This window comes from Lonsdalea britannica, from assembly GCF_946477055.1.
Taxonomy (GTDB): Bacteria; Pseudomonadota; Gammaproteobacteria; order Enterobacterales; family Enterobacteriaceae; genus Lonsdalea; species Lonsdalea britannica_A.
In genome coordinates, this window is record NZ_CAMKXG010000025.1 from 1 (window position 1) to 20,622 (window position 20,622).

Below are 20,622 nucleotides of genomic sequence, written 5' to 3' on the forward strand. Positions count from 1 at the left end.
AAGTCAACGACTTTCTTCGTTTTTCTTCGACTGTCACCGCATCGCGTTGTCCGCTTTGCCGTGTCAGTGGGAGCGCATTATAGGGAGTTATTTCGGGCTGACAAGCGCTAAATGCAAAAAGATATTCAAGCGAGTCTTTTTCCATCAATGCGTTGCAATAACCTCCATTATGCCTTTTTTTTCAGCGTTAATTGCCCGAATTGCTGAGCGAAATCGCGGACCTGATGCCAATCGGTATATTCAATCTCGCGCGACGCATCCGTTTCACCGCCCGTCATCCGCATAATCAGCTGAATCATGACGCGATCGAACCATCGATATCGGGGATAACGCAACGCTCCCGCGAATACCGCCCCCAAATCAGGCTTCCAGGGGCAACGCAGTAAGAACTTACGCGTATACGCATTGGTTTGCACCGTGCTTTTTTCCGGTTTGCGCGCCGTCAGGTTCACCGAGAAGAAAGCGCTCGGCTTGTTTTGCAATAAAACCAGATTGCGCTGGATGAACTGATCCAGCGCGGGAGCAAAATGCCCGTAACGGACAGATGCCCCTAAAAGGATTTTCTCGTACTGAGCCAGTTCGACCTTGTCGGCATCATCAATATTGACGACATCACAGACCTGCGTCTCTTTCAGTTCATCAGCAATGACATTGGCGATCGCCTCTGTTTGCCCATCAGTCGTCGAAAACAGGATCAATGCTTTCATTCTAAGGAGTCCTATTTTTGTTATTCCCGCCAGAAGGTCGGCGTAAACAGCACCAACAGCGTGAATACCTCGAGACGACCAAACAGCATCGTCAAAATGAGTATCCATTTTGCAGCATCATTCATTGAGGTGAAGTTATCCGCCACCACGCCCAAACCGGGACCAAGATTGTTTAGCGTAGCTGCAACGGCGGCAAACGCCGAAAAATCATCAACGCCGGTCGCAATCACGGCCAGCATGCTGACGATGAATACCAGCGCGTAAGCGGAAAAGAATCCCCATACGGCCTCAAGTATTCTTTCCGGCAATGCGCGTTGCCCCAGTTTGATGGTGTAGACCGCATTCGGGTGGACCAGCCTCTTCAGCTCACGCGAACCTTGTAAGAACAGCAGTAAAATACGGATAACTTTAAGTCCGCCGCCCGTCGAACCTGCGCAACCGCCAATAAAGGCCGAGCACAGCAGCAGTACCGGTAGGAACAATGGCCAGTGCGAAATGCTGTCCGTCGTAAACCCTGCGGTCGTCGCCATCGAGACCACCTGGAAAAACGCCTGATTCAGCGTATCCATCCCCGAGCTGTACACATTATGGAACCACAGCACGACGGTACAGACGGCGACCAGAGACATCTGGACAAAGATGAACATGCGGAATTCTGGATCGCGCCAGTACACTTTCAGGCTGCGCCCGCTCAATACCGCGAAATGAAGGCCGAAGTTACAGCCCGAAATTAATAGGAAAATGGCGATGATGGTATTGATGGTTGGACTATTGAAGTAGCCGATGCTCGCGTCATGAGTGGAGAAGCCACCTATCGCGATCGTCGAAAAACTATGGCCGATGGCGTCAAATATCGGCATCCCTGCTAGCCAGAGAGACAACGCGCATAGCACCGTCAGCAACAGATAAATCAGCCACAGCGTCTTGGCCGTTTCCGCGATACGAGGACGCATTTTGTTGTCTTTGAGCGGACCGGGCATTTCTGCGCGATATAGCTGCATGCCCCCGACGCCCAAAATCGGCAAAATCGCCACCGCCAATACGATGATCCCCATGCCGCCCATCCACTGCAGCATCTGACGGTAAAACAGGATAGCTTTAGGCATCGAATCCAAACCGACCAACGTCGTCGCACCGGTCGTCGTCAGACCGGAAAAAGATTCGAAGAAGGCATCCGTAATCGTTAAGTTCGGCCGGTCGGTAAACAGGAAAGGCAGCGCCCCGACGCTTCCCAGCACCGTCCAAAATAGCACCACAATCAAAAAGCCTTCTCGCGCCTTAAGCTCATGGCGATGCTTGCGGTTAGGGAACCAGAGCACCAGCCCGATAATCAACGCGGCGATGAACGTCTGCGTAAAGGCTTTACCCGCGCCGTCTCGATAAATGAGCGCCACCAGGCCGGGAATAAACATAGTGCCAGAAAAGAGGATGACCAGCAGGCCAACGATGCGGGTTATGGCGCGCAAGTGCATTACGGGGCCTTCCTTAACAAAAAGTTCAATGAGTTCGCGCTGGGATTATTGTGAAATTGGCAGTAATTGCAACGCACCGCGACTAATATCTCGCAATCGACGATCCGCCTCATCAGCAGCGTTTAAAGGCAACGCCAGCTGGAGCCTGACGTCAGCGCCATACTCCGTCGAGACAATCTGCCCTTCTAACTGGCGCACAATGACTTCGACGGGAGCCAGCAGCGGGTAATCACACTGCAGCTGATATTCCTGCAGTAGCACGCGCTGCGTGAGTGTCATTTGCTTCAGCGCCTGCTGCACACCGCCGCCATAGGCTCGTACCAACCCACCAGTGCCAAGCTTGACGCCGCCGTAATAACGGACGACGACGGCCGCCACTTCACCGATACCGCTGCCCATCAGCTGCGCCAGTATCGGTTTACCCGCCGTGCCCGCCGGTTCGCCATCATCAGAGAAGCCCAACTGCTGAGAATCATCGGGCGCGCCCGCGACATAAGCCCAGCAGTGATGAACCGCCGCAGGATGTTGCTCCCGCAAAGTATTGATGAAGGCTTTTGCCGCCTCTACGCCGCAGGCAGGGCTTATCACGCTGATAAAACGACTTTTTTTAATTTCTTCGCTGACGCTGACTTGCTCAGCCGGAACCGGATAAGAAGACATCAGTCGAGATTAAGCGCGCGAGTCAGGTTTTCGATACGCTTGTCGTGGATCACGACGTTATCTTCGATACGAATACCGCCCGCAGGGCGCAGCGCATCGATCTTCTGCCAGTTGAAGTGCTGACGAAGCGCGCCTGCGCGCCAAGGCTCCAGCAGGGAGTCGATGAAGTAGAGCCCGGGTTCGATAGTCACCACCATCCGGGGCTCCAGAATTCGCGTGCAGCGCAGATAAGGATAGCACTCGGGCGCAGCCAGCGTGGTGCCCGTGTCGTCTTGCATAAACCCGCCGACATCATGAACCTGCAGTCCCAATAGATGGCCAAGGCCATGCGGTAAAAATGGCCGCGTCATCCCTTGTTCAACCATCGCCTCTTCGCTAAGGCCGCCCACCAGCTTATGGCGCTTCAGCAATCCTGCCAGCCGACAATGCATCTGCTCATGATATTCGGTATAGCGGACGCCTGATTTCATTGTATCGATCAGCGCTCGCTGCTCATGGTTGAGATCTTTGACCAACGCGGCGAAATCGCCGTCGTGCTGAGCGGCATAACTGCGGGTGATGTCCGCCGCATATCCGTTGTATTGCGCGCCTGCGTCGATCAAGAAACTGCGGACTTCGCCTGGAACGTGATGCTTCAGTTGGGTGTAGTGCAACACCGCAGCATGCTCGTTCAGCGCCATAATGTTGTCATAAGGTACGTCGCTGTCTCGATGGCCGGTCGCCGTCAGATAAGCGAGGTTGATATCGAACTCGCTCATGCCGGATTGAAATGCTTCCAGCGCCGCGCGATGGCCCGATACGGCGGTTTTCTGCGCTTCACGCATACAAGCCAGCTCGTAATCCGTTTTGTAGGCGCGGTAATAGTGGAGGTAGTTCAACACGCCCTGAGGATTGATGTGTTCCGGGATAATGCCAAGCTCAGTCGCGCGTTGCATGGCGCTGCCGATGTAGCCCACGTTCTGACGCGCTACAGGCAGCGCATGCCCGATGTCGTCGGCCTCTCGAAGCACCTGGATATCGAACTCTTTGGTCCAGAAGCTATCCGGCAGCGAAGAGACGCTGTGCCAAAAATCCACGGGAGAATAAAACCACAGGCGCGGCTTATTCACTCCATCGACCCACAGCCAACAATTCGGCACTTGCGTCACCGGCAGCCAGGCTTTGAAATGCGGATTCACTTTGAACGGATAATCGTGGTCATCCAGAAATAGCGTTATCAGCTCTCCGGAGTGGATTAGCAACGCATCCAGATGGTCGCGTTCAAGCGCGGCTTGCGTGCGTTGTTGCAGCGTCACGACATGTTGATGATACAAAGAGGCCAGCGATTCCATCAGTATCTCCATCTACCACAGCGTATTTTTTATGTTAACACAGCGCTGGGGATCCGGCAGTGTCGCCCCCTGACGTAGAAGAACCACAGCGTGTTGTTTCGCACTCCCGCAGGCAAAACCAAAGACGTCGCCCAACTGCGACAGGGAAGACAGACAATCAGCAATGATTCACGCACATGGACGCGGGAAATAAAGCGGCAACCGGCCCCGTGATATAAGGAGCCGGTCATGGCGAAAGGAAGGTCTTAAATGAAGGAGAATGCGTCGCCGAACAGATGTTCTTGCTGTGCGCCACGCTCATTACAGAAGCGTTCCCGCGCGACTTTCGCCATTTCGAACCGACCCGCGATGTAGATATCATGATCTGCCAACGAGCCGAAGTCTTGCAGCACCGCGCTCAGCACCGTACCGGTGCGTCCACGCCAGCCGTCTTCCGCCTGCTCAACCACCGGCACAACCTGCAGATTCGGATGTTGTTCCGCCAACGACTCCAGCGCCCCCAAATCATAGAGGTGTTGAGGTTCCCGGCCGCCCCAATAGATAGAGACCGGGCGCTGCGGCTGATGGGCCAGCACGGTCAGCAGGATAGAACGGACATAAGAGAAACCGGTGCCGCCCGCGACCAAAATCAACGGACGATCGCTATCGTCTCGCAGCCAGGCCTCTCCATGCGGAACATCCACTTCCAGAGTGTCTTCTTTTAGAATGCGATCCATTACGGCCATCGCGTAAAGATTCATGTCCGACGCGCCAATGTGCAGCTCGATAAAATCGGTATCCATCGGCGTCGAAGCGATAGAAAACGGACGCTTGTCCCGCTCGTCCATCACTACCATCAGATACTGGCCGGCACGGAAGGAAAACGGGGCTGAAGGTAATAAACGAACCCGATAAACCGTATCGGTAATCGTTTCTACTGATGTTACTTTACAGCTCAATGTTGTCATGCGTTCCCTCTGTAGGGTCATCTAAACGAAATGGGGAATGACGGTAACGGTCGATTAGCGCCGCTTGCCGCTGTCATCGAAAATGGCTAACTCATCCCAGATGGCATCGATGCGAGCCACGACCTGCGGATCTTTGGTTATCGGTTCGCCCCACTCGCGTTGGGTCTCACCCGGCCATTTATTGGTTGCATCCAGCCCCATTTTGGAGCCAAGTCCGGAAATCGGTGAAGCAAAGTCGAGATAATCGATGGGCGTATTTTCCACTAACAGCGTATCTCGCGCCGGGTCCATCCGCGTCGTGATCGCCCAAATGACATCTTTCCAGTCCCGGGCATTGATATCATCGTCGCAGACGATAACAAATTTGGTGTACATAAACTGCCGCAGAAACGACCACACGCCCATCATCACCCGCTTAGCATGCCCGGCGTACTGCTTCTTCATAGTAACGACCGCCAGACGGTAAGAACAGCCCTCCGGTGGAAGATAAAAGTCGACGATCTCCGGAAACTGTTTCTGCAGCAACGGCACGAAAACTTCGTTCAACGCGACGCCTAGTACCGCCGGCTCATCCGGTGGACGGCCGGTGTAGGTCGAGTGGTAGATGGCGTTCTGGCGCTGGGTGACGTGCGTCACCGTGAAGACCGGGAACTTATCGACCTCATTATAGTAGCCGGTGTGATCGCCGTAGGGGCCTTCCTCTGCCAACTCTCCCGGCTCGATGTACCCTTCCAGCACGATTTCCGCGCTAGCTGGCACTTCCAGATCGCAGGATAAACATTTCACCACCTCGGTTTTATGGCCGCGCAACAGTCCGGCAAAGGCATATTCGGATAACGAATCCGGTACCGGCGTCACCGCGCCGAGGATTGTCGCCGGGTCGGCACCTAGCGCCACCGCGACGGGAAAACGTTCCCCGGGGTGTTCCTGACACCACTCCTGGAAGTCGAGAGCGCCGCCCCGGTGAGACAACCAGCGCATGATCAGTTTGTTCTTACCCAGCACCTGCTGGCGATAGATGCCTAGGTTCTGGCGTTCCTTGAACGGGCCACGGGTGACCGTCAGTCCCCAGGTGATCAGCGGAGCCGCATCGCCAGGCCAGCAGTGCATCACGGGAATTCGCGTCAGGTCCACATCGTCCCCCTGCCACACATGCTCCTGACAGGCGGCGGACGACACGCGCTTCGTCGGCATGTTCAGCACCTGACGGAAGCGGGGAAGTTTGTCCATCAAATCGCGGAATCCGCGCGGCGGTTCAGGCTCTTTTAAAAATGCCAGCAGTCGGCCGACATCCCGCAGCGCGCTGACATCGTCCTGCCCCATCCCTAATGCGACGCGTTTCGGCGTACCGAACAGGTTGCACAGGACCGGCATGTCGTAGCCAATCGGGTTTTCGAACAGCAGCGCCGGACCTTCGGCTCGCAAGGTGCGATCGGCGATCTCGGTCATTTCAAGATGAGGATCGATGGGCTGGGTAATGCGTTTCAACTCACCCTTATCTTCGAGAAGGGAAAGGAATTCACGTAAATCACGGTATTTCATGATGATCATCAGGACGTTCGGTGGTGCCGTTATTATAAAGTTTCTTCTACAAACTGTCGCTTCCTGCGGGCGCTATTTATCCCGAGCCGCTTTTGTTATTCTTGCCGAAAATTGCAATAGATTAGTGAAATTATGGAATCCTGGTATCTACTTTACTGTAAGCGCGGGCAACTGCTGCGGGCAAAAGAGCATCTGGAGCGTCAGACGGTCAACTGCCTGAGCCCGATGATTGCCGTTGAAAAGATTGTGCGCGGAAAACGTACCGAGGTCAGCGAGCCGCTGTTTCCAAACTATCTGTTTGTCGCATTCGATCCCGAAAATATTCACACCACCACGATTAGCGCGACGCGGGGCGTCAGCCATTTCGTGCGCTTTGGCGCGCTGCCCGCGACGGTACCGCAGGGTGTCATTGATGAACTCGCGCTGAATCCAACGTTAGTCATGACGGACCCGGAGACGCCGCAGCCGGGCGACACCGTGACGATTACGGAAGGGACATTCAACGGGCTGGAAGCCATCTATGCGGAGCCCGATGGCGAGGCGCGTTCTATGCTGCTGCTTAACCTGCTGAATAAACAGGTTAAGCAGAGTATTGATAACCGCCAGTTCAAGAAGTGCTGACGGCGATTGCCGTTAGCGCTGCAGAGATTCCTCACGCAGCCACTGCGCCACGCGTTTCGCGAAGTAGGTCAACACACCATCCGCTCCGGCGCGTTTGAAACACATCAGAGATTCCATCACCACCGGCTGCTCCTGTAGCCAGCCGTTCTGAATCGCCGCCATCTGCATCGCATATTCACCAGACACCTGATAGGCGAACGTCGGTACCCCGAAGGTATCTTTTACCTGACGGACCACATCAAGATACGGCATACCCGGTTTCACCATCACCATATCGGCGCCTTCCTGCAGATCCTGAGCAATCTCCTGCAGCGCTTCCGCGCCGTTCGCCGGGTCCATCTGATAGGTTTTCTTGTTGCCGCCTTTCAGGTTGCCGGAGGAACCCAACGCATCGCGGAACGGGCCGTAAAAACAGGAGGCATACTTGGCCGAGTACGCCATGATCTGGGTGTTGACCAGTCCCTGCGTTTCCAGCTGGCTGCGAATAGCGCCAATGCGGCCGTCCATCATATCGCTAGGGGCCACAATTTCCGCGCCCGCGTCTGCATGAGATAGCGCCTGGCGGACCAGGATGGTTTTCGTGATGTCGTTCACGACATAGCCGTCGTCGTCGATGATCCCATCCTGACCGTGGGTAGTGTAGGGATCAAGTGCTACGTCCGTCAGCAGCCCAAGTTCAGGCACCGACGCCTTCAACGCACGGACCGCACGCTGTACCAATCCGTCCGGGTTGTAGGACTCTTCTGCGTGAAGCGACTTTTTATCCGCCTCGATCACGGGAAACAGCGACAGCACCGGAATACCCAGTTTCGCGACAATCTCCGCTTCCTTCACCAGTTCGTCGATCGACAGACGGAAAACGCCCGGCATGGAAGGCACTTCCTGACGCAGTCCCTTTCCTTCCATGACAAACACAGGGTAGATGAGGTCGTTGACCGTCACCTGATTTTCGGCCACCAGACGGCGGCTGAAGTCATGACGACGCAGTCGGCGCAGACGTCGTCCAGGGAATGCGCCGGGAAAAGCAGTGCTCATAGAATTATTCTCCAGTCGAACCCAGCCGGAAAATCCGGCGGGCATTGTCATCCGTCATTTCACCCAGCCCAACGGCGTCTTGTCCGCGCCAGGTCGCGACCTGCCGGACAATATGGGGAAGATGACAGGGCTCATTACGTCGGGAAGTCGGTTTAGGATCTAAATCCCGCGGTAGCAAATAAGGCGCATCCGTTTCCAATAGCAGCCGCTCATCTGGAATGTGCGGCAGCAGTTCGCGCAACGCCAAACCCCGGCGTTCATCGCAAACCCAGCCGGTGATGCCCACCATCAATCCGGCATGCAGGCAGTCGTCCAACGCCTGACGATCTCCCGTAAAACAGTGAACAACGGCGGCGGGCAGCTTATCCAGCCACGGCTTCAACAGCGCCATAAAGCGTTCGTGCGCATCGCGACAGTGCAAAAACACCGGCAGAGACAGCTCGGCCGCAAGCGCCAGCTGTGCGCTGAACGCCTGTTCCTGCTGTTCGGGAGAAGAAAAATTACGGTTAAAGTCCAACCCACATTCGCCAATAGCGACAACCTTATCACGCTGTCCCAACCGGTGAATGTGTTCCGCCACCGCGTCTGTCCAGGTGCTGGCGTCATGAGGATGAACGCCTGCCGTCGACCAGCAGTCATCGGGAAAGGCTTCACTCAATGCCAGCGCCTGTGCGCTTTCCTCGGCGCTGGTGCCGGTGATCAGCAGGCCAGTGACGCCCGCCTCGCGGGCACGCTGCACGACCTGTTCGCGGTCTTTATCGAACTGTGAGCTGGTGAGGTTAACTCCAATATCAAACATCGACGTCAGTCCTGCGATGAATATCCGTTGTCCCGTAAGTCACGAGACCCTCAAAAAACAACACCTCTCGACGAGAGGTGTCCAATATGACGTTTTAACCGCGCTGCGGCATCGCCAGCATTTTCAACGAACGCTGCCGTTATGAGGCAGGGTCTTCCGGATTTTCCTCGTCATTCCGACGACCTTTACCGACGTAGAAGCGGGCAAAAAAGACCCCTATCTCAAACAACAGATACATCGGTATCGCCAGCAGCGTTTGGGAAAATACGTCCGGTGGCGTCAGCAACATGCCCACGACAAATGCGCCAACCAGCACATAAGGACGTTTTTGCTTCAATTCCTGCGGCGTCACCACGCCACTCCAGCACAGCAGCACAATCGCCACCGGCACTTCAAACGACACGCCAAACGCCATAAACAGCGCCATGACGAAATCCAGATAATTGTTGATGTCGGTCGCAATCATCACGCCAGCAGGCGCCGTCTGGGCGAAGAAACTGAACGCCAGCGGAAAGACAATGAAGTAAGCGAAGGCCATGCCGAGATAGAACAGCAGGCTGCTGGAGAACAACAGCGGCATCATCAAGCGACGTTCATGCTTGTACAGCGCAGGCGCGACAAAAGCCCAGACCTGATACAGCACCAGCGGCGCGGAGGCAAACACCGAGACAATCAGGGTCAGTTTGATGGGGGTAAAGAACGGCGAGGCGACGTCGGTCGCAATCATGCTGGCGCCAGCGGGCAGCTGTTTTATCAACGGTGCAGAGACGATCTGATAGATATCGTTCGCGAAATACACCAACACCACAAAGACTGCCAGTACACAAAGAATACTATTCAGCAACCGCTTACGAAGCTCGATCAAATGGCTGATAAGCGGCTGGGTTTCATCAACGGCCATAGATTAATGATCATCCCATGGTTGAGAGGGGGACGAAGGCGTAGCGGCAGGCGATGAGGTTTTCACCTTGCTGGACTCCGGCGCGGGCGCGGTGTTGTCAGCAGTCTGGCTCTGGGCCACGACGGTTTTTTCCGTCACTGGAGACACCGGCGCCGTTTCGTGCTCGATCACGCCATCATGGGCAGCCTCAGGGTCGTTCAACGGCTGGCTAGGCGCATCGCCTTTCGTTTCTTCATCCAGCTTATCCAACGTGTAGGTCCGCTTCATGGAGTCCGCCGCGTCCTTCAGCTCGTCCATTGACGCTTTTAGCTCAGGCGAGAGATTCTGCAGATTGCTGGCCTGTTCTACTTTCTTCAGGCTTTCCTGCAACTCTTGCAGTTTCATTTCCTGAACCAGTTCGTTTTGCACCGTTGACGCCAGAGAGCGTAAGGCGCGAATCCAGCCCACGACCGTTTTTACCGCCACCGGGAGACGCTCAGGACCTAATACCACCAGTCCGATAACCATCACCAACAGCAGTTCGCTAAAGCCGATATCAAACACCGATTACACCCGCTCTTTTGACTGACTCTTTTCTTCCTGCTTCGTTTCTGGCTGCTGTTCAGCAACGCTTTTCGTGTTGAAATCCGCGTCCTGCTGCTGCGCCTTTTCATCCGAGGCAGACGTTTGATCGTCGCTCATCGCTTTTTTAAAGCCTTTGATGGAAGCACCGAGATCCGAACCCAACGTTCTTAATTTGTTGGTCCCGAACAGCAGCACCACGATGACCGCGATGATCAACAAATTCCAGAGACTAATACCGCCCATGTCACTACCTCTTATGCAAGGGGATTATCAAACTGCCGTGTTTTATAACGGCAATCATGCTACTGATTACGATCTTATTCAACGCGTACAACGCCAACCCACGATCCAGGCAACAATCCCGGCGGCGATCATGCCAGAAGGCACAATGTTCGCCTCGATATGGCTGGCCAGCAACACCGTACCGCTCACCAACAGCGCCGCGCCGACGCCGAGAAGATAGCGAGACTGACCGTGCCGCACCCGCTGAACACGGAGCTCATTGGCTAAGTGCTCCATACTCTCACGTAGCTTCTTGTGCTGACGAAGTCCGTCATAGAGCAGTTCAGGAATTTCAGGCAATTTTTCTGCCCAAAACGGGGCCTTTTGTTTAAATGCCCGCACCATGGCGGGTATGCCCACCTGATCTTTCAACCAGGTTTCGAGAAACGGCTTGGCCGTTTTCCATAAATCCAACTGCGGATACAGCTGACGCCCAATGCCTTCGACGTACAGCAGCGTCTTCTGCAGCAAGACCAGCTGCGGCTGAACTTCCATATTGAAGCGGCGCGCCGTGTTGAAGAGGTTCAATAATACATGACCGAAAGAAATTTCTGCTAACGGCTTTTCGAATATGGGCTCGCAGACGGTACGGATCGCGAACTCGAACTCTTCGACATTAGTGTCCGCTGGCACCCAGCCGGAATCGACATGCAGTTCGGCCACACGACGGTAGTCTCGGTTAAAGAAGGCGATAAAGTTTTCCGCCAGATAACGCTTATCTTCCTTATTTAACGAACCGACAATACCGCAGTCGATGCCGATATAGAGGGGATCTTCGGGGTGTTCGTAGCTGATGAAAATGTTGCCGGGATGCATGTCAGCATGGAAGAAACTGTCGCGGAAAACCTGGGTGAAAAAGACCTGAACACCACGTTCAGCGAGCAGAGGCAGATTCACGCCGTGCGTTTTCAACGCTTCCATATCCGACACCGGAATACCGTAAATCCGCTCCATCACCAGTACCCGCTCAGTGCAATAGTCCGAGTAGACTTCCGGCACGTACAGCAGTCCGCTGTTTTCGAAGTTGCGTCGTAGCTGTATGCCGTTAGCCGCTTCCCGAAGGAGATTCAGCTCATCCAGCAGCGTTTTTTCATATTCCCGCACCACTTCGCGAGGCCGCAGGCGACGACCGTCCGGCATTAGTAGGGGCAGCCAACTGGCCAGCCGTTTCATCAGCTTGATGTCGGCCTGAATGACCGGAAGGATGTCCGGGCGAATGACCTTGATGACGATATCTTTACCCGTCGATTTCAGCTTCGCCGTGTGTACCTGAGCGATGGAAGCCGAAGCCAGCGGTTTGACGTCAAAATCGTCGAACCAGTTTTCCAGCTTGCCGCCCATCGATTTTTCGATTTGCTGCCGCGCCAGTTCGCCGTCGAAAGGCTCAACCTGATCCTGCAGCTTCGCCAGCTGATCGGCGATAGCAGGAGAAAACAGGTCGCGCCGGGTAGACATCATCTGACCGAATTTGATCCAGACCGGTCCCAAATCTTGCAGAGCCAGACGCAGACGTTCGCCCAGCGATTGATCTTGATGACGGTTAGGCAACCAGAACAACAGTCGACGTACGACACGGACAGGAAGCGTCAGCGGCACGCGAGGGATCAGTTCGTCAAGTCCGTAGCTCAGCAGTACCCAGACAATACGATAAAGGCGAATTAATTCCCCCGGCGTCATCGCGTTTCCTCCAGTTTTGACAGTCTTTCAGACAATGCGTCCACCGAGTGGTCCAACGCCTCGACTTCATCTCCGAACCACATCGCCTCCAGTTTTCCCGGAAGCAGTCGCCACTCTTCGGTCAGCGTTTCCGACAGATAATGCCGTTGGCGGCAGAGAAGTCCGCTGACGGCGCCGACCGTTTTACGGGCAGTCTGACTCAGCCCTTCCGCTGCGATATCGCCCACGTAAGGCGCCAACCATTCCGCCGGATCGATTTCTGCCAGATCGAGCAGCGCGATGAATTGCTGCGCCACCTGAATATCACCTTCCAATGTCAGTTCGCCGCTGCGCATCAGCGCAGACAACTGCTGACGATCGCGCAATTGGATCAGCGCGGAGAGTTGGGTCACCAATTGGCAATCCGGCGTCGACGCCCACTGGCTGACGACGTCCAGCCGCTCTTCGCTGAAAATCAGCACCAGCGGCGCGCGCAGCTCGGCGATTTCGATACGCAGCGTTTTTCCGTGCAGGCGCTGACGGGCCGCCTTCATGCTCCGATCACGAAACAGTAACTGATTAAGCGCTGTTTCCAGCGCCGCCGTCAGCACAGGCATTATCCGCATTGGCATATTCAGACTCAGAATTTAAACCCGCGATGCAGGGCAACCACCCCGCCGGTCAGATTGTAATAATTGACGTTGTCGAAGCCCGCGTCGCCCATCATGGACTTCAGCGTCTCTTGATCCGGATGCATGCGGATGGACTCCGCCAGATAGCGATAACTGCCCGCATCGCGCGCCACCATTTCGCCGATGCGCGGCAGCACGTGGAAAGAGTAGAGATCGTAGACTTTGCTCAACGCTTTCGTCGTCGGTTTGGAAAACTCTAGCACCAAGAGACGACCGCCCGGTTTCAGTACGCGAAACATAGAGCGCAGCGCCTGCTCTTTTTCGGTCACGTTGCGAAGGCCGAAAGAGATGGTGATGCAATCAAACGTGTTATCGGGGAACGGCAGGGCTTCCGCGTTCGCCTGCACGTAGCTGACGTTGCCGATGACACCCTTGTTGCGTAACTTCTCGCGGCCCACCTGCAGCATCGAGGCGTTAATATCCGCCAGCACCACTTCCCCTTCTTCGCCGACCAGACGCGAGAATTTCGCCGTCAGGTCGCCGGTGCCGCCAGCCAAATCCAGTACGCGTTGGCCGCGATGAACACCGCTGCATTCGATGGTAAAGCGTTTCCAGATACGATGGATGCCGAAAGACATCAGGTCATTCATCAAGTCGTACTTTGCCGCTACAGAATGAAAAACGTCAGCAACCATGGTCTCTTTGTCGTCTTTCGCCACGGTGCGATAACCAAAGTGCGTTGTTTTCTCCGAATCGTCTGCCATGTTATCCGCCTGCTATTGTCAAAATCTGGGTCTCCCCACTTACGAAGAGTGTAACAGACCCCGGTTAAAAGCCACTGCCCTTCTTTGCCGCCAAGGGCCGATGCGCGGGTATATCAGCCCCCACCCCGTCAGAAGTTTACACCGCCCGCATAGGCGCGCTAACCGGATTTTTCGTCATGAAACGTGTCATTCGGCGCATCGTCGTCGGTATGCGACGCCACGCCCACCACATCACTATCCGCTATCAGCGAGGTTTTAATAGGCCGCTTGATTTCCACGCCGAGAGAACGAAATCCCTCGGCCTGGCCGATCAAATTTCCACGACCGGACGCGACTTTTTTCATCGCCTGATGATAGCTGCTCTGAGCCCGGTCCAGATTCTGTCCTAACGTGGTCATATCGTCGACGAACAACCGCAGTTTGTCGTATAAACGGGACGCCCGCTCTGCGATTTGCTGGGCATTGCGGCTCTGCTGCTCATAGCGCCACAGGTTGTTGATAGTGCGAAGCGCCACCAGCAGCGTGGTCGGACTGACCAGCATAATGTTGTTTTTGAGCGCCTCGGTGATCAGTTCAGGCTGTCGGTCGATGGCCAGCAGGAATGCAGGTTCCACGGGAATAAACATCAGCACATAATCGAGCGAACGCAATCCCGGAAGCTGCTGATAATCTTTGCTGCCAAGCAATCGTATGTGGCTACGGATAGAAACCAGATGTTCAGTGAGTGCAGCACTCCTGTCGAGGTCGTCTTCGCTATTGAAATAGCGTTCATACGCCACCAGCGACATTTTCGCGTCGATCACCACGTCTTTTCCATGCGGTAACCGGACGATGACATCCGGCTGCATCCTGCCGTTGCTGCCGGTCTGTATGCTGACCTGCGTCTGATACTCGTGCCCTTCCCGAAGCCCGGAGCTTTCCAGCACCCGACTCAGGACGACTTCGCCCCAGTTTCCCTGCGTTTTGTTGTCGCCTTTCAGCGCCTGAGTCAGGTTAACGGCCTCCTGCGTCATGCGGGCGTTAAGCTGCTGAAGATTGCGGATCTCGTGCGCCAGCGTGTGACGCTCGCGGGCTTCTTCGCCGAAACTCTCCTGTACCTGACGGCGAAAACCGTCGAGCTGTTCCCGAAGCGGCGTCAGCAGACGATCCAGACTCAACTGATTTTGCTGGTCGACCTTCCGGCCGCTTTGCTCGAAAATGCGGTTGGCCAGATTTTCGAACTGCGCCGACAGGCGCTGCTCACTGTTAATCAGCAGACGCTGTTTCTCTTCCGCCGCCAGCCGCGTCTCCTCAAGGCGGATCGTCACCTCGCGCAGTTCCGCTTCCTGAGCGCCATTAGCCTCCCGCAGCGCGCGCAGTTCCTGGTTCAGCTGTTCGCACTCGGCCCGCAACGCCGTCATTTGCAGCAGTTTTTCCTGACCTGCCGCCAGTTGACCGTGCAAAAGACGAAGTTCGCGTTCTTGATCGTTCAGTCGCGTTTGGTCCAGCTGGCGCGCTTCCCGGCTCTCGCTCAGGGCCTGATGCGCCTGCTGGAGGGATTGCTCCTGCAACTGTCGTTCGGTTTCATAGCGCGCATGACGCTGCTGCTGTAACAAACTCGCCACCAGCCAGCCGATCATCAGACCGACTACGCCTCCGCCAATGCCATAAAAAAGGGTGATTGCCACACCGCCTCCGGGTTCTCTTGCCGCTGCCCGTCAAGGTAAAAGCATGCTGTATGGATGTCCAGAAAGGATTCAGGTCATTACCAAGATTTGAAAGGAAAAAATGAGGAAATGCGATGCGGATTCAAGGGTGAAATGAAACGGAGGCGGAGAATCCGCCTCCTTCGTTCGTCAGGATAAGCTCTGCTTCGCTGCCGCGATAGCCGCAGCCACCTGCTGCGGAGACACGCCGCCTTGCGCCGCACGCTTGTCCAGACAAGACTGCAGCGACAACACCGGATACACGTCGTCCTCAATCACGTCGCTGAATTTTTTCAGTTCATCCAGTGACAAGGCTTCCAACGCCGTTCCCTGACGAATAGCTTCTACCACCGCTTCGCCCACGATATGGTGCGCTTCACGGAACGGAACGCCTTTCGCCACCAGATAATCCGCCAGTTCGGTGGCGTTGGCATAGCCCTGTTCTGCCGCTTCCTGACAACGAGGACGCTTAACCTGAATGCCTTCCAGCACCAGTGCGGCCATCATCAGGCTGTCGTGCCAGGTATCCAGCGCATCGAACAGACCTTCTTTGTCTTCCTGCATGTCTTTGTTGTAAGCCAGCGGCAGCCCTTTCAGCGTGACCATCATGCCCGCCAGCGCGCCCTGCACGCGTCCGCATTTACCACGGATCAGCTCCAGCGCGTCCGGGTTTTTCTTCTGCGGCATCAGGGAAGAGCCCGACGTCACACGATCAGACAGTTCGACGAAGGCGGCTTCCCCGCTGTTGAAGAAAATCAGGTCTTCGGCGAAACGCGACAGATGAACCATACCGATAGACGCGTTGGACAGCAGCTCCAGCACATGGTCACGGTCAGACACCGTATCCAGACTGTTGCGCGTCGCTGAGGCGAAACCCAACCAGCCAGCCAACTGTTCACGATCGATGGGATAGGCCGTTCCCGCCAGTGCGCCGCAGCCCAGCGGGCTAACGTCCAGACGAGTCAGCGTATCAGCTAAACGGCTTTCGTCACGCGCCAGCATTTCGTGGTAGGCCAGACACCAGTGCGCGAACGTCACCGGCTGAGCGCGTTGAAGATGGGTATAACCCGGCATGACCGCATCCTGATTCGCTTCCGCCGTCGCCACCAGCGCTTCGCGCAGATGACGAAGGGTTTGAATCAGCTCGCCGATTTGCGCTTTGCACCACAGCTTCAGGTCAGTCGCGACCTGATCGTTACGGCTACGGCCGGTGTGCAGCTTTTTGCCCAGATCGCCCACCTTTTCAATCAGGCGTTGCTCTACCCAACTGTGAATATCTTCGGCATCGCTTTGCAAAATAGCCTGTGGATCGGCCTGAACTTCCTTTAACAGGACCGTCAGTGCCTGTTCCAACTGCTGCTGTTCCTGTTCGCTCAGTACATTGACCGTCACCAGCGCTTTGGACCACCCGATGGAGCCTGTGATGTCCTGTTCCGCCAAACGGTAATCAAACCGCAGTGAATCGTTGAACTGTTTGAAACGTTGATCTGCTGCCTGACTAAACCGTCCGCCCCACAAAGCCATAACTTTAACTCCCGGTATTCAAATGATTGCAAGCGGATGGCACTCCATCGCCCGCCAGAAATTCTGTCTTACGCTGACTCGCCCACGACGGGCGAATCAGATATTCATAACGCGGTATTACGCCGAAATACGTGTGCCGATGGAGACGCCGTTAAATAACGCCGGCAGTTGCTCGGCATGACGCCAACTGGCGATATCGACGGGACGCCCCAGCGCGCGCGCAGCGTCCAGCGCGGCGTTGACCTTAACCACCATACCGTCGGTGATGATGCCTTGGGCGATCAGCGCCTCGGCTTTCTCCGCCGTCATCTCTTCGATACGCTGACCTTTACCGTCCAGAATGCCGCTGACGTCGGAGAGCAAAATCAAATCCGCGCCCAGCGTCTGAGCCAGCGCCGTCGCCGCCTGATCGGCATTAACGTTCATCAGTTCACCCTCGGCGGTAATACCGATGGAGCTAATGACCGGCAGATACCCGGCACCCAGCAGCGTCGTCAGCAGAGCGGGAGAACCCGCTTCCGCTTTACCTACATGGCCCAGCTCTTCATCCAGTAACGTCACCACCGTGCTGCCGCCGTCGGCCAAACACAGGCCAACAGCCTGAATGTTATTTTTCACTGCCCATGACAGCAGCGTTTTATTGGCGGAGCCCGCCAGCGCGCCGGTGATGATGTCGATCTGATCGGCGGGGGTAACGCGCAAACCCTGCTTTTTCACGACGGGCAGCGACAGCTTTTTCATCAGGTCGTCGACCAGGCAACCGCCGCCGTGCACGATGACCAGAGGGCGCTGATACTGCTGACGATATTCGACCAGCGCGTCGAACAACCGCTCCAGCGCCTCTTCACTATCCAACAGTACGCCACCTAGCTTGATAATTAACGGATTCATGGATCTTTGCGCCTCAGAAATGATCAGAGTAAGGACTGGGTTTCAGGGAAACCAAAACGAATATTCATGCACTGCACCGCCTGTGCCGCCGCGCCTTTCAGCAGGTTGTCTTCGGTGGACACCACAATCAAATGTTCATCCTGCACTGAGAAACCGATATCGCAAAACGGCAGACCGACCACGGATTTGAGCGCAGGAATGCCTTTCGTGTAGAGCCGAACCAACGGCTTGTCGTGATAAGCAGTGTAGTAGGCTTCAGCCACATCCTGTGCGGTCACGCCGGGACGCAGACGGCAGGTAATCGTCGCCAAAATACCACGCGGGAAATTACCCAGATGCGGGGTAAAAATGACCGGAATCCCCAGATGAGCGGCAATTTCAGGCTGATGCCGATGGGTAAACAGGCCGTAAGGCTGCAGGCTGACCTCGCAGAAGCTGTTGGTCATGGTGGCCTTGCGTCCGGCACCGCTGACGCCGCTGGTGGCGTCGATGACGGGCCACTGGTCGGTATTCAGCAGACAGCTTTCCACCAGCGGCTTCAGCGCCAGCTGAGACGCCGTGGGATAGCAGCCCGGCACGGCGATCAGCTGCGCCTGTTTGATCTCTTCAGCCTGCCACTCGGCCAGACCGTACACGGCCTGAGCCAGCCAGTCGGCATGCTGATGGTCGAAGCCGTAATAGCGGCTGTAAAAATCGGCGTCCTGCACGCGGAAGGCCCCGGACAGGTCAAATACGGTGCAGCCCGCCGCCAAAAATTGCGGCGCCAGATCGTGACTCACCTTATGGTCGGTGGCGAGAAACACCACGTCGACGCCTTTGGCCGCGTCGGCAACATCAGTGAGCGGCTGGACAGGCAAATCGATTATGCCTTTAAGCTGGGGATGCAGATCGGAGAGTAATTTTCCCGCATCTACACTTTGCGCTGAAACCGCCAAAGCGGTTATGTTCATCTGAGGGTGACGGTTCAGGTACAGTGCCAGCTCCGCGCCGGTATAACCACTTGCACCAACTATCAACGTATTCAACATGAGATCCGTATACCTTTGTTATATCGCGATCGGTGAGACGAGAGCCGGGAACTGATGCGGATAAGCCGCTCCCCCCACGATGCCAGAAAAAAGCATAAGCGCGGTCCGCGCCGCAGTTTGTGATTTTCTTTCACCTGGCAATACTGTATTTTTATTCACAAAAAATGCATGAATATTGATACTATTCAAACCAGAGGCTGTCAACAGTGAAGATGAATTTACCCCCTTTTATTGAGCTGTACCGGGCATTAATCGCTACGCCATCCATTAGCGCCACCGATAGCGAGCTGGACCAAAGTAATGAAACCTTAATCAACCTGTTGGCAGGCTGGTTTACCGATCTGGGCTTTCATGTCGAAGTCCAGCCCGTTCCCGGCACACGTCATAAATTCAACATGCTGGCGCGCCGGGGAGAAGGCAGCGGCGGGCTGCTGCTGGCGGGCCACACCGATACCGTACCGTTTGACGACGGGCGCTGGACGCGCGATCCCTTCACTCTGACCGAACACGATAATCGGCTTTATGGCCTGGGCACCGCCGACATGAAAGGGTTCTTCGCTTTCATTCTGGATACGCTGCGCGATATCGATCCCGCGACGCTCTCCAAACCGCTTTATGTTCTGGCGACGGCGGACGAAGAGACCACGATGGCGGGTGCCAAATACTTCTCCGAGTCCACGCGCATCAGACCGGATTGCGCCATCATCGGCGAGCCCACCTCGTTGCAGCCGGTTCGCGCGCACAAAGGCCATATGTCGAAAGCAATTCGCATTCAAGGGCAGTCAGGCCACTCCAGCGATCCGGCGCGAGGGGTCAATGCCATTGAGCTGATGCACGAGTCCATCACGCACCTGATGACATTGCGTAATACCCTGCAAGAGCGCTATCACAACGCCGCATTCCATATCCCCTACCCGACGATGAACTTCGGGCATATACACGGCGGCGATGCGGCCAACCGTATCTGCGGCTGCTGTGAACTGCATATGGACATCCGCCCGCTGCCCGGCATGGCGTTGAACGATTTTAATGGACTGCTGACCGAGGCGCTCGAGCCGGTCAGTTCCCGCTGGCCGGGGCGTCTGACCATCAACGAGCTGCATCCGCCTATTCCCGGCTATGAGTGCCTCGCCGACAGTCCTTTGGCGCAGGTGGTGGAAAAGTTGTTGGGACAACCGACAGAAGTCGTGAATTACTGTACCGAAGCGCCGTTTATCCAGCAGCTCTGCCCGACGCTGGTGCTCGGCCCCGGCTCCATCAATCAGGCGCATCAGCCGGATGAATATATCGACACGTCGTTCATCAAGCCGACCCGCACGCTGATCGCACAGCTGATTCATCGTTTCTGCCAGCATTGATCCCTCGGTCTTGCCTGTCGTCGACGGGCAAGACTCTCTCCTTCGTAGCAGTGAGCCACCTTCGTTTTTCCACCAAAGTCCGACCGCCCATAGCGTCAAGGACAAGCCGCAACGCCTTCCCGCCACTCTCTGTGTAAAAATTTATTCTGAATAATCGGGAAATAAGCAGTGATGGACGCTATCAGAGCGGGTCATGTGTGAAATAAAAAACCACAAAACACAC

The 20,622-nt window shown here is 55.7% G+C and carries 20 protein-coding genes; 2 read left to right on the top strand and 18 right to left on the bottom strand.

The window, feature by feature from the left end:
* Positions 1 to 167: 167 nt before the first annotated feature.
* The 6 genes from hemG to ubiD all read right to left on the bottom strand — a co-directional run bounded on the left by hemG (position 168) and on the right by ubiD (position 6,668).
* Positions 168 to 707 (bottom strand): menaquinone-dependent protoporphyrinogen IX dehydrogenase, encoded by a 540-nt coding sequence (gene hemG / locus Q7O77_RS03480; protein ID WP_304163631.1) that lies wholly within the window; start codon positions 705 to 707, stop codon positions 168 to 170.
* A 20-nt stretch (positions 708 to 727) separates the two neighbouring features.
* A complete protein-coding gene (gene trkH, locus Q7O77_RS03485) occupies positions 728 to 2,179 on the bottom strand; it encodes a Trk system potassium transporter TrkH (RefSeq protein ID WP_085650798.1) in 1,452 nt (483 codons plus the stop codon).
* Positions 2,180 to 2,224: 45 nt separating this feature from the next.
* Positions 2,225 to 2,839, bottom strand: a complete 615-nt coding sequence (locus Q7O77_RS03490) for an IMPACT family protein (protein ID WP_304163602.1) — start codon at positions 2,837 to 2,839, stop codon at positions 2,225 to 2,227.
* Positions 2,839 to 4,170 carry a Xaa-Pro dipeptidase gene (gene pepQ, locus Q7O77_RS03495; protein WP_304163604.1) on the bottom strand — a complete coding sequence of 444 codons (1,332 nt, stop codon included), beginning with the start codon at positions 4,168 to 4,170 and terminating at the stop codon, positions 2,839 to 2,841. The genes Q7O77_RS03490 and pepQ overlap by 1 nt, the downstream gene beginning before the upstream one ends.
* 245 nt (positions 4,171 to 4,415) lie before the next feature.
* Complete coding sequence (gene fre, locus Q7O77_RS03500; protein ID WP_026738410.1) at positions 4,416 to 5,117, bottom strand: NAD(P)H-flavin reductase; 702 nt, start codon at positions 5,115 to 5,117, stop codon at positions 4,416 to 4,418.
* A gap of 54 nt (positions 5,118 to 5,171) precedes the next feature.
* Complete coding sequence (gene ubiD / locus Q7O77_RS03505; protein ID WP_304163606.1) at positions 5,172 to 6,668, bottom strand: 4-hydroxy-3-polyprenylbenzoate decarboxylase; 1,497 nt, start codon at positions 6,666 to 6,668, stop codon at positions 5,172 to 5,174.
* 123 nt (positions 6,669 to 6,791) lie between these two features.
* Here ubiD and rfaH point away from each other — a divergent pair, with 123 nt between their 5' ends.
* Complete coding sequence (rfaH, locus tag Q7O77_RS03510) at positions 6,792 to 7,280, top strand: transcription/translation regulatory transformer protein RfaH (RefSeq protein WP_304163608.1); 489 nt, start codon at positions 6,792 to 6,794, stop codon at positions 7,278 to 7,280.
* A gap of 12 nt (positions 7,281 to 7,292) precedes the next feature.
* On the opposite strand, the gene hemB is transcribed toward rfaH, so the two are convergent.
* The 12 genes from hemB to argC all read right to left on the bottom strand — a co-directional run bounded on the left by hemB (position 7,293) and on the right by argC (position 19,041).
* The gene (gene hemB / locus Q7O77_RS03515) at positions 7,293 to 8,315 is read right to left on the bottom strand and encodes a porphobilinogen synthase (protein WP_304163610.1); all 1,023 of its coding nucleotides are present in this window, start codon (positions 8,313 to 8,315) and stop codon (positions 7,293 to 7,295) included.
* A 4-nt stretch (positions 8,316 to 8,319) separates the two neighbouring features.
* On the bottom strand, positions 8,320 to 9,114 hold the full coding sequence (gene tatD / locus Q7O77_RS03520) for a 3'-5' ssDNA/RNA exonuclease TatD (protein WP_304163612.1): 795 nt from the start codon (positions 9,112 to 9,114) through the stop codon (positions 8,320 to 8,322).
* Between the two features lie 139 nt (positions 9,115 to 9,253).
* Entirely contained in the window at positions 9,254 to 10,015 is a 762-nt protein-coding gene (gene tatC, locus Q7O77_RS03525; protein ID WP_085650791.1) for a Sec-independent protein translocase subunit TatC, read from the bottom strand.
* 3 nt (positions 10,016 to 10,018) lie between these two features.
* Positions 10,019 to 10,558 carry a Sec-independent protein translocase protein TatB gene (gene tatB, locus Q7O77_RS03530; protein WP_304163614.1) on the bottom strand — a complete coding sequence of 180 codons (540 nt, stop codon included), beginning with the start codon at positions 10,556 to 10,558 and terminating at the stop codon, positions 10,019 to 10,021.
* Between the two features lie 3 nt (positions 10,559 to 10,561).
* The gene (tatA, locus tag Q7O77_RS03535; RefSeq protein WP_304163616.1) at positions 10,562 to 10,822 is read right to left on the bottom strand and encodes a Sec-independent protein translocase subunit TatA; all 261 of its coding nucleotides are present in this window, start codon (positions 10,820 to 10,822) and stop codon (positions 10,562 to 10,564) included.
* 78 nt (positions 10,823 to 10,900) lie between these two features.
* Positions 10,901 to 12,538, bottom strand: a complete 1,638-nt coding sequence (ubiB, locus tag Q7O77_RS03540; protein ID WP_304163618.1) for a ubiquinone biosynthesis regulatory protein kinase UbiB — start codon at positions 12,536 to 12,538, stop codon at positions 10,901 to 10,903.
* Entirely contained in the window at positions 12,535 to 13,143 is a 609-nt protein-coding gene (locus Q7O77_RS03545; RefSeq protein WP_304163633.1) for an SCP2 domain-containing protein, read from the bottom strand. The genes ubiB and Q7O77_RS03545 overlap by 4 nt, the downstream gene beginning before the upstream one ends.
* A gap of 14 nt (positions 13,144 to 13,157) precedes the next feature.
* Positions 13,158 to 13,913, bottom strand: coding sequence for a bifunctional demethylmenaquinone methyltransferase/2-methoxy-6-polyprenyl-1,4-benzoquinol methylase UbiE (gene ubiE / locus Q7O77_RS03550; protein ID WP_304163620.1), 756 nt, complete (start codon positions 13,911 to 13,913; stop codon positions 13,158 to 13,160).
* A gap of 158 nt (positions 13,914 to 14,071) precedes the next feature.
* Positions 14,072 to 15,580, bottom strand: a complete 1,509-nt coding sequence (gene rmuC, locus Q7O77_RS03555; protein WP_304163622.1) for a DNA recombination protein RmuC — start codon at positions 15,578 to 15,580, stop codon at positions 14,072 to 14,074.
* A gap of 168 nt (positions 15,581 to 15,748) precedes the next feature.
* Positions 15,749 to 17,122 carry an argininosuccinate lyase gene (gene argH / locus Q7O77_RS03560; protein WP_304163624.1) on the bottom strand — a complete coding sequence of 458 codons (1,374 nt, stop codon included), beginning with the start codon at positions 17,120 to 17,122 and terminating at the stop codon, positions 15,749 to 15,751.
* Between the two features lie 117 nt (positions 17,123 to 17,239).
* Positions 17,240 to 18,013: an acetylglutamate kinase gene (gene argB, locus Q7O77_RS03565; RefSeq protein WP_304163626.1), complete on the bottom strand. Its 774-nt coding sequence runs from the start codon at positions 18,011 to 18,013 to the stop codon at positions 17,240 to 17,242.
* 23 nt (positions 18,014 to 18,036) lie between these two features.
* Positions 18,037 to 19,041, bottom strand: coding sequence for an N-acetyl-gamma-glutamyl-phosphate reductase (gene argC / locus Q7O77_RS03570; RefSeq protein WP_304163628.1), 1,005 nt, complete (start codon positions 19,039 to 19,041; stop codon positions 18,037 to 18,039).
* A gap of 206 nt (positions 19,042 to 19,247) precedes the next feature.
* On the opposite strand from argC, the gene argE reads away from it, so the two are divergent.
* The gene (gene argE, locus Q7O77_RS03575) at positions 19,248 to 20,399 is read left to right on the top strand and encodes an acetylornithine deacetylase (protein WP_304163629.1); all 1,152 of its coding nucleotides are present in this window, start codon (positions 19,248 to 19,250) and stop codon (positions 20,397 to 20,399) included.
* The last annotated feature ends 223 nt before the right edge of the window (positions 20,400 to 20,622 follow it).

Coding starts and splice junctions, on each gene's coding strand:
- hemG (WP_304163631.1), bottom strand. CDS start 707: ATGAAAGCATTGATCCTGTTTTCGACGACTGATGGGCAAACAGAGGCG.
- trkH (WP_085650798.1), bottom strand. CDS start 2,179: ATGCACTTGCGCGCCATAACCCGCATCGTTGGCCTGCTGGTCATCCTC.
- Q7O77_RS03490 (WP_304163602.1), bottom strand. CDS start 2,839: ATGTCTTCTTATCCGGTTCCGGCTGAGCAAGTCAGCGTCAGCGAAGAA.
- pepQ (WP_304163604.1), bottom strand. CDS start 4,170: ATGGAATCGCTGGCCTCTTTGTATCATCAACATGTCGTGACGCTGCAA.
- fre (WP_026738410.1), bottom strand. CDS start 5,117: ATGACAACATTGAGCTGTAAAGTAACATCAGTAGAAACGATTACCGAT.
- ubiD (WP_304163606.1), bottom strand. CDS start 6,668: ATGATCATCATGAAATACCGTGATTTACGTGAATTCCTTTCCCTTCTC.
- rfaH (WP_304163608.1), top strand. CDS start 6,792: ATGGAATCCTGGTATCTACTTTACTGTAAGCGCGGGCAACTGCTGCGG.
- hemB (WP_304163610.1), bottom strand. CDS start 8,315: ATGAGCACTGCTTTTCCCGGCGCATTCCCTGGACGACGTCTGCGCCGA.
- tatD (WP_304163612.1), bottom strand. CDS start 9,114: ATGTTTGATATTGGAGTTAACCTCACCAGCTCACAGTTCGATAAAGAC.
- tatC (WP_085650791.1), bottom strand. CDS start 10,015: ATGGCCGTTGATGAAACCCAGCCGCTTATCAGCCATTTGATCGAGCTT.
- tatA (WP_304163616.1), bottom strand. CDS start 10,822: ATGGGCGGTATTAGTCTCTGGAATTTGTTGATCATCGCGGTCATCGTG.
- ubiB (WP_304163618.1), bottom strand. CDS start 12,538: ATGACGCCGGGGGAATTAATTCGCCTTTATCGTATTGTCTGGGTACTG.
- Q7O77_RS03545 (WP_304163633.1), bottom strand. CDS start 13,143: ATGCGGATAATGCCTGTGCTGACGGCGGCGCTGGAAACAGCGCTTAAT.
- ubiE (WP_304163620.1), bottom strand. CDS start 13,913: ATGGCAGACGATTCGGAGAAAACAACGCACTTTGGTTATCGCACCGTG.
- argH (WP_304163624.1), bottom strand. CDS start 17,122: ATGGCTTTGTGGGGCGGACGGTTTAGTCAGGCAGCAGATCAACGTTTC.
- argB (WP_304163626.1), bottom strand. CDS start 18,013: ATGAATCCGTTAATTATCAAGCTAGGTGGCGTACTGTTGGATAGTGAA.
- argC (WP_304163628.1), bottom strand. CDS start 19,041: ATGTTGAATACGTTGATAGTTGGTGCAAGTGGTTATACCGGCGCGGAG.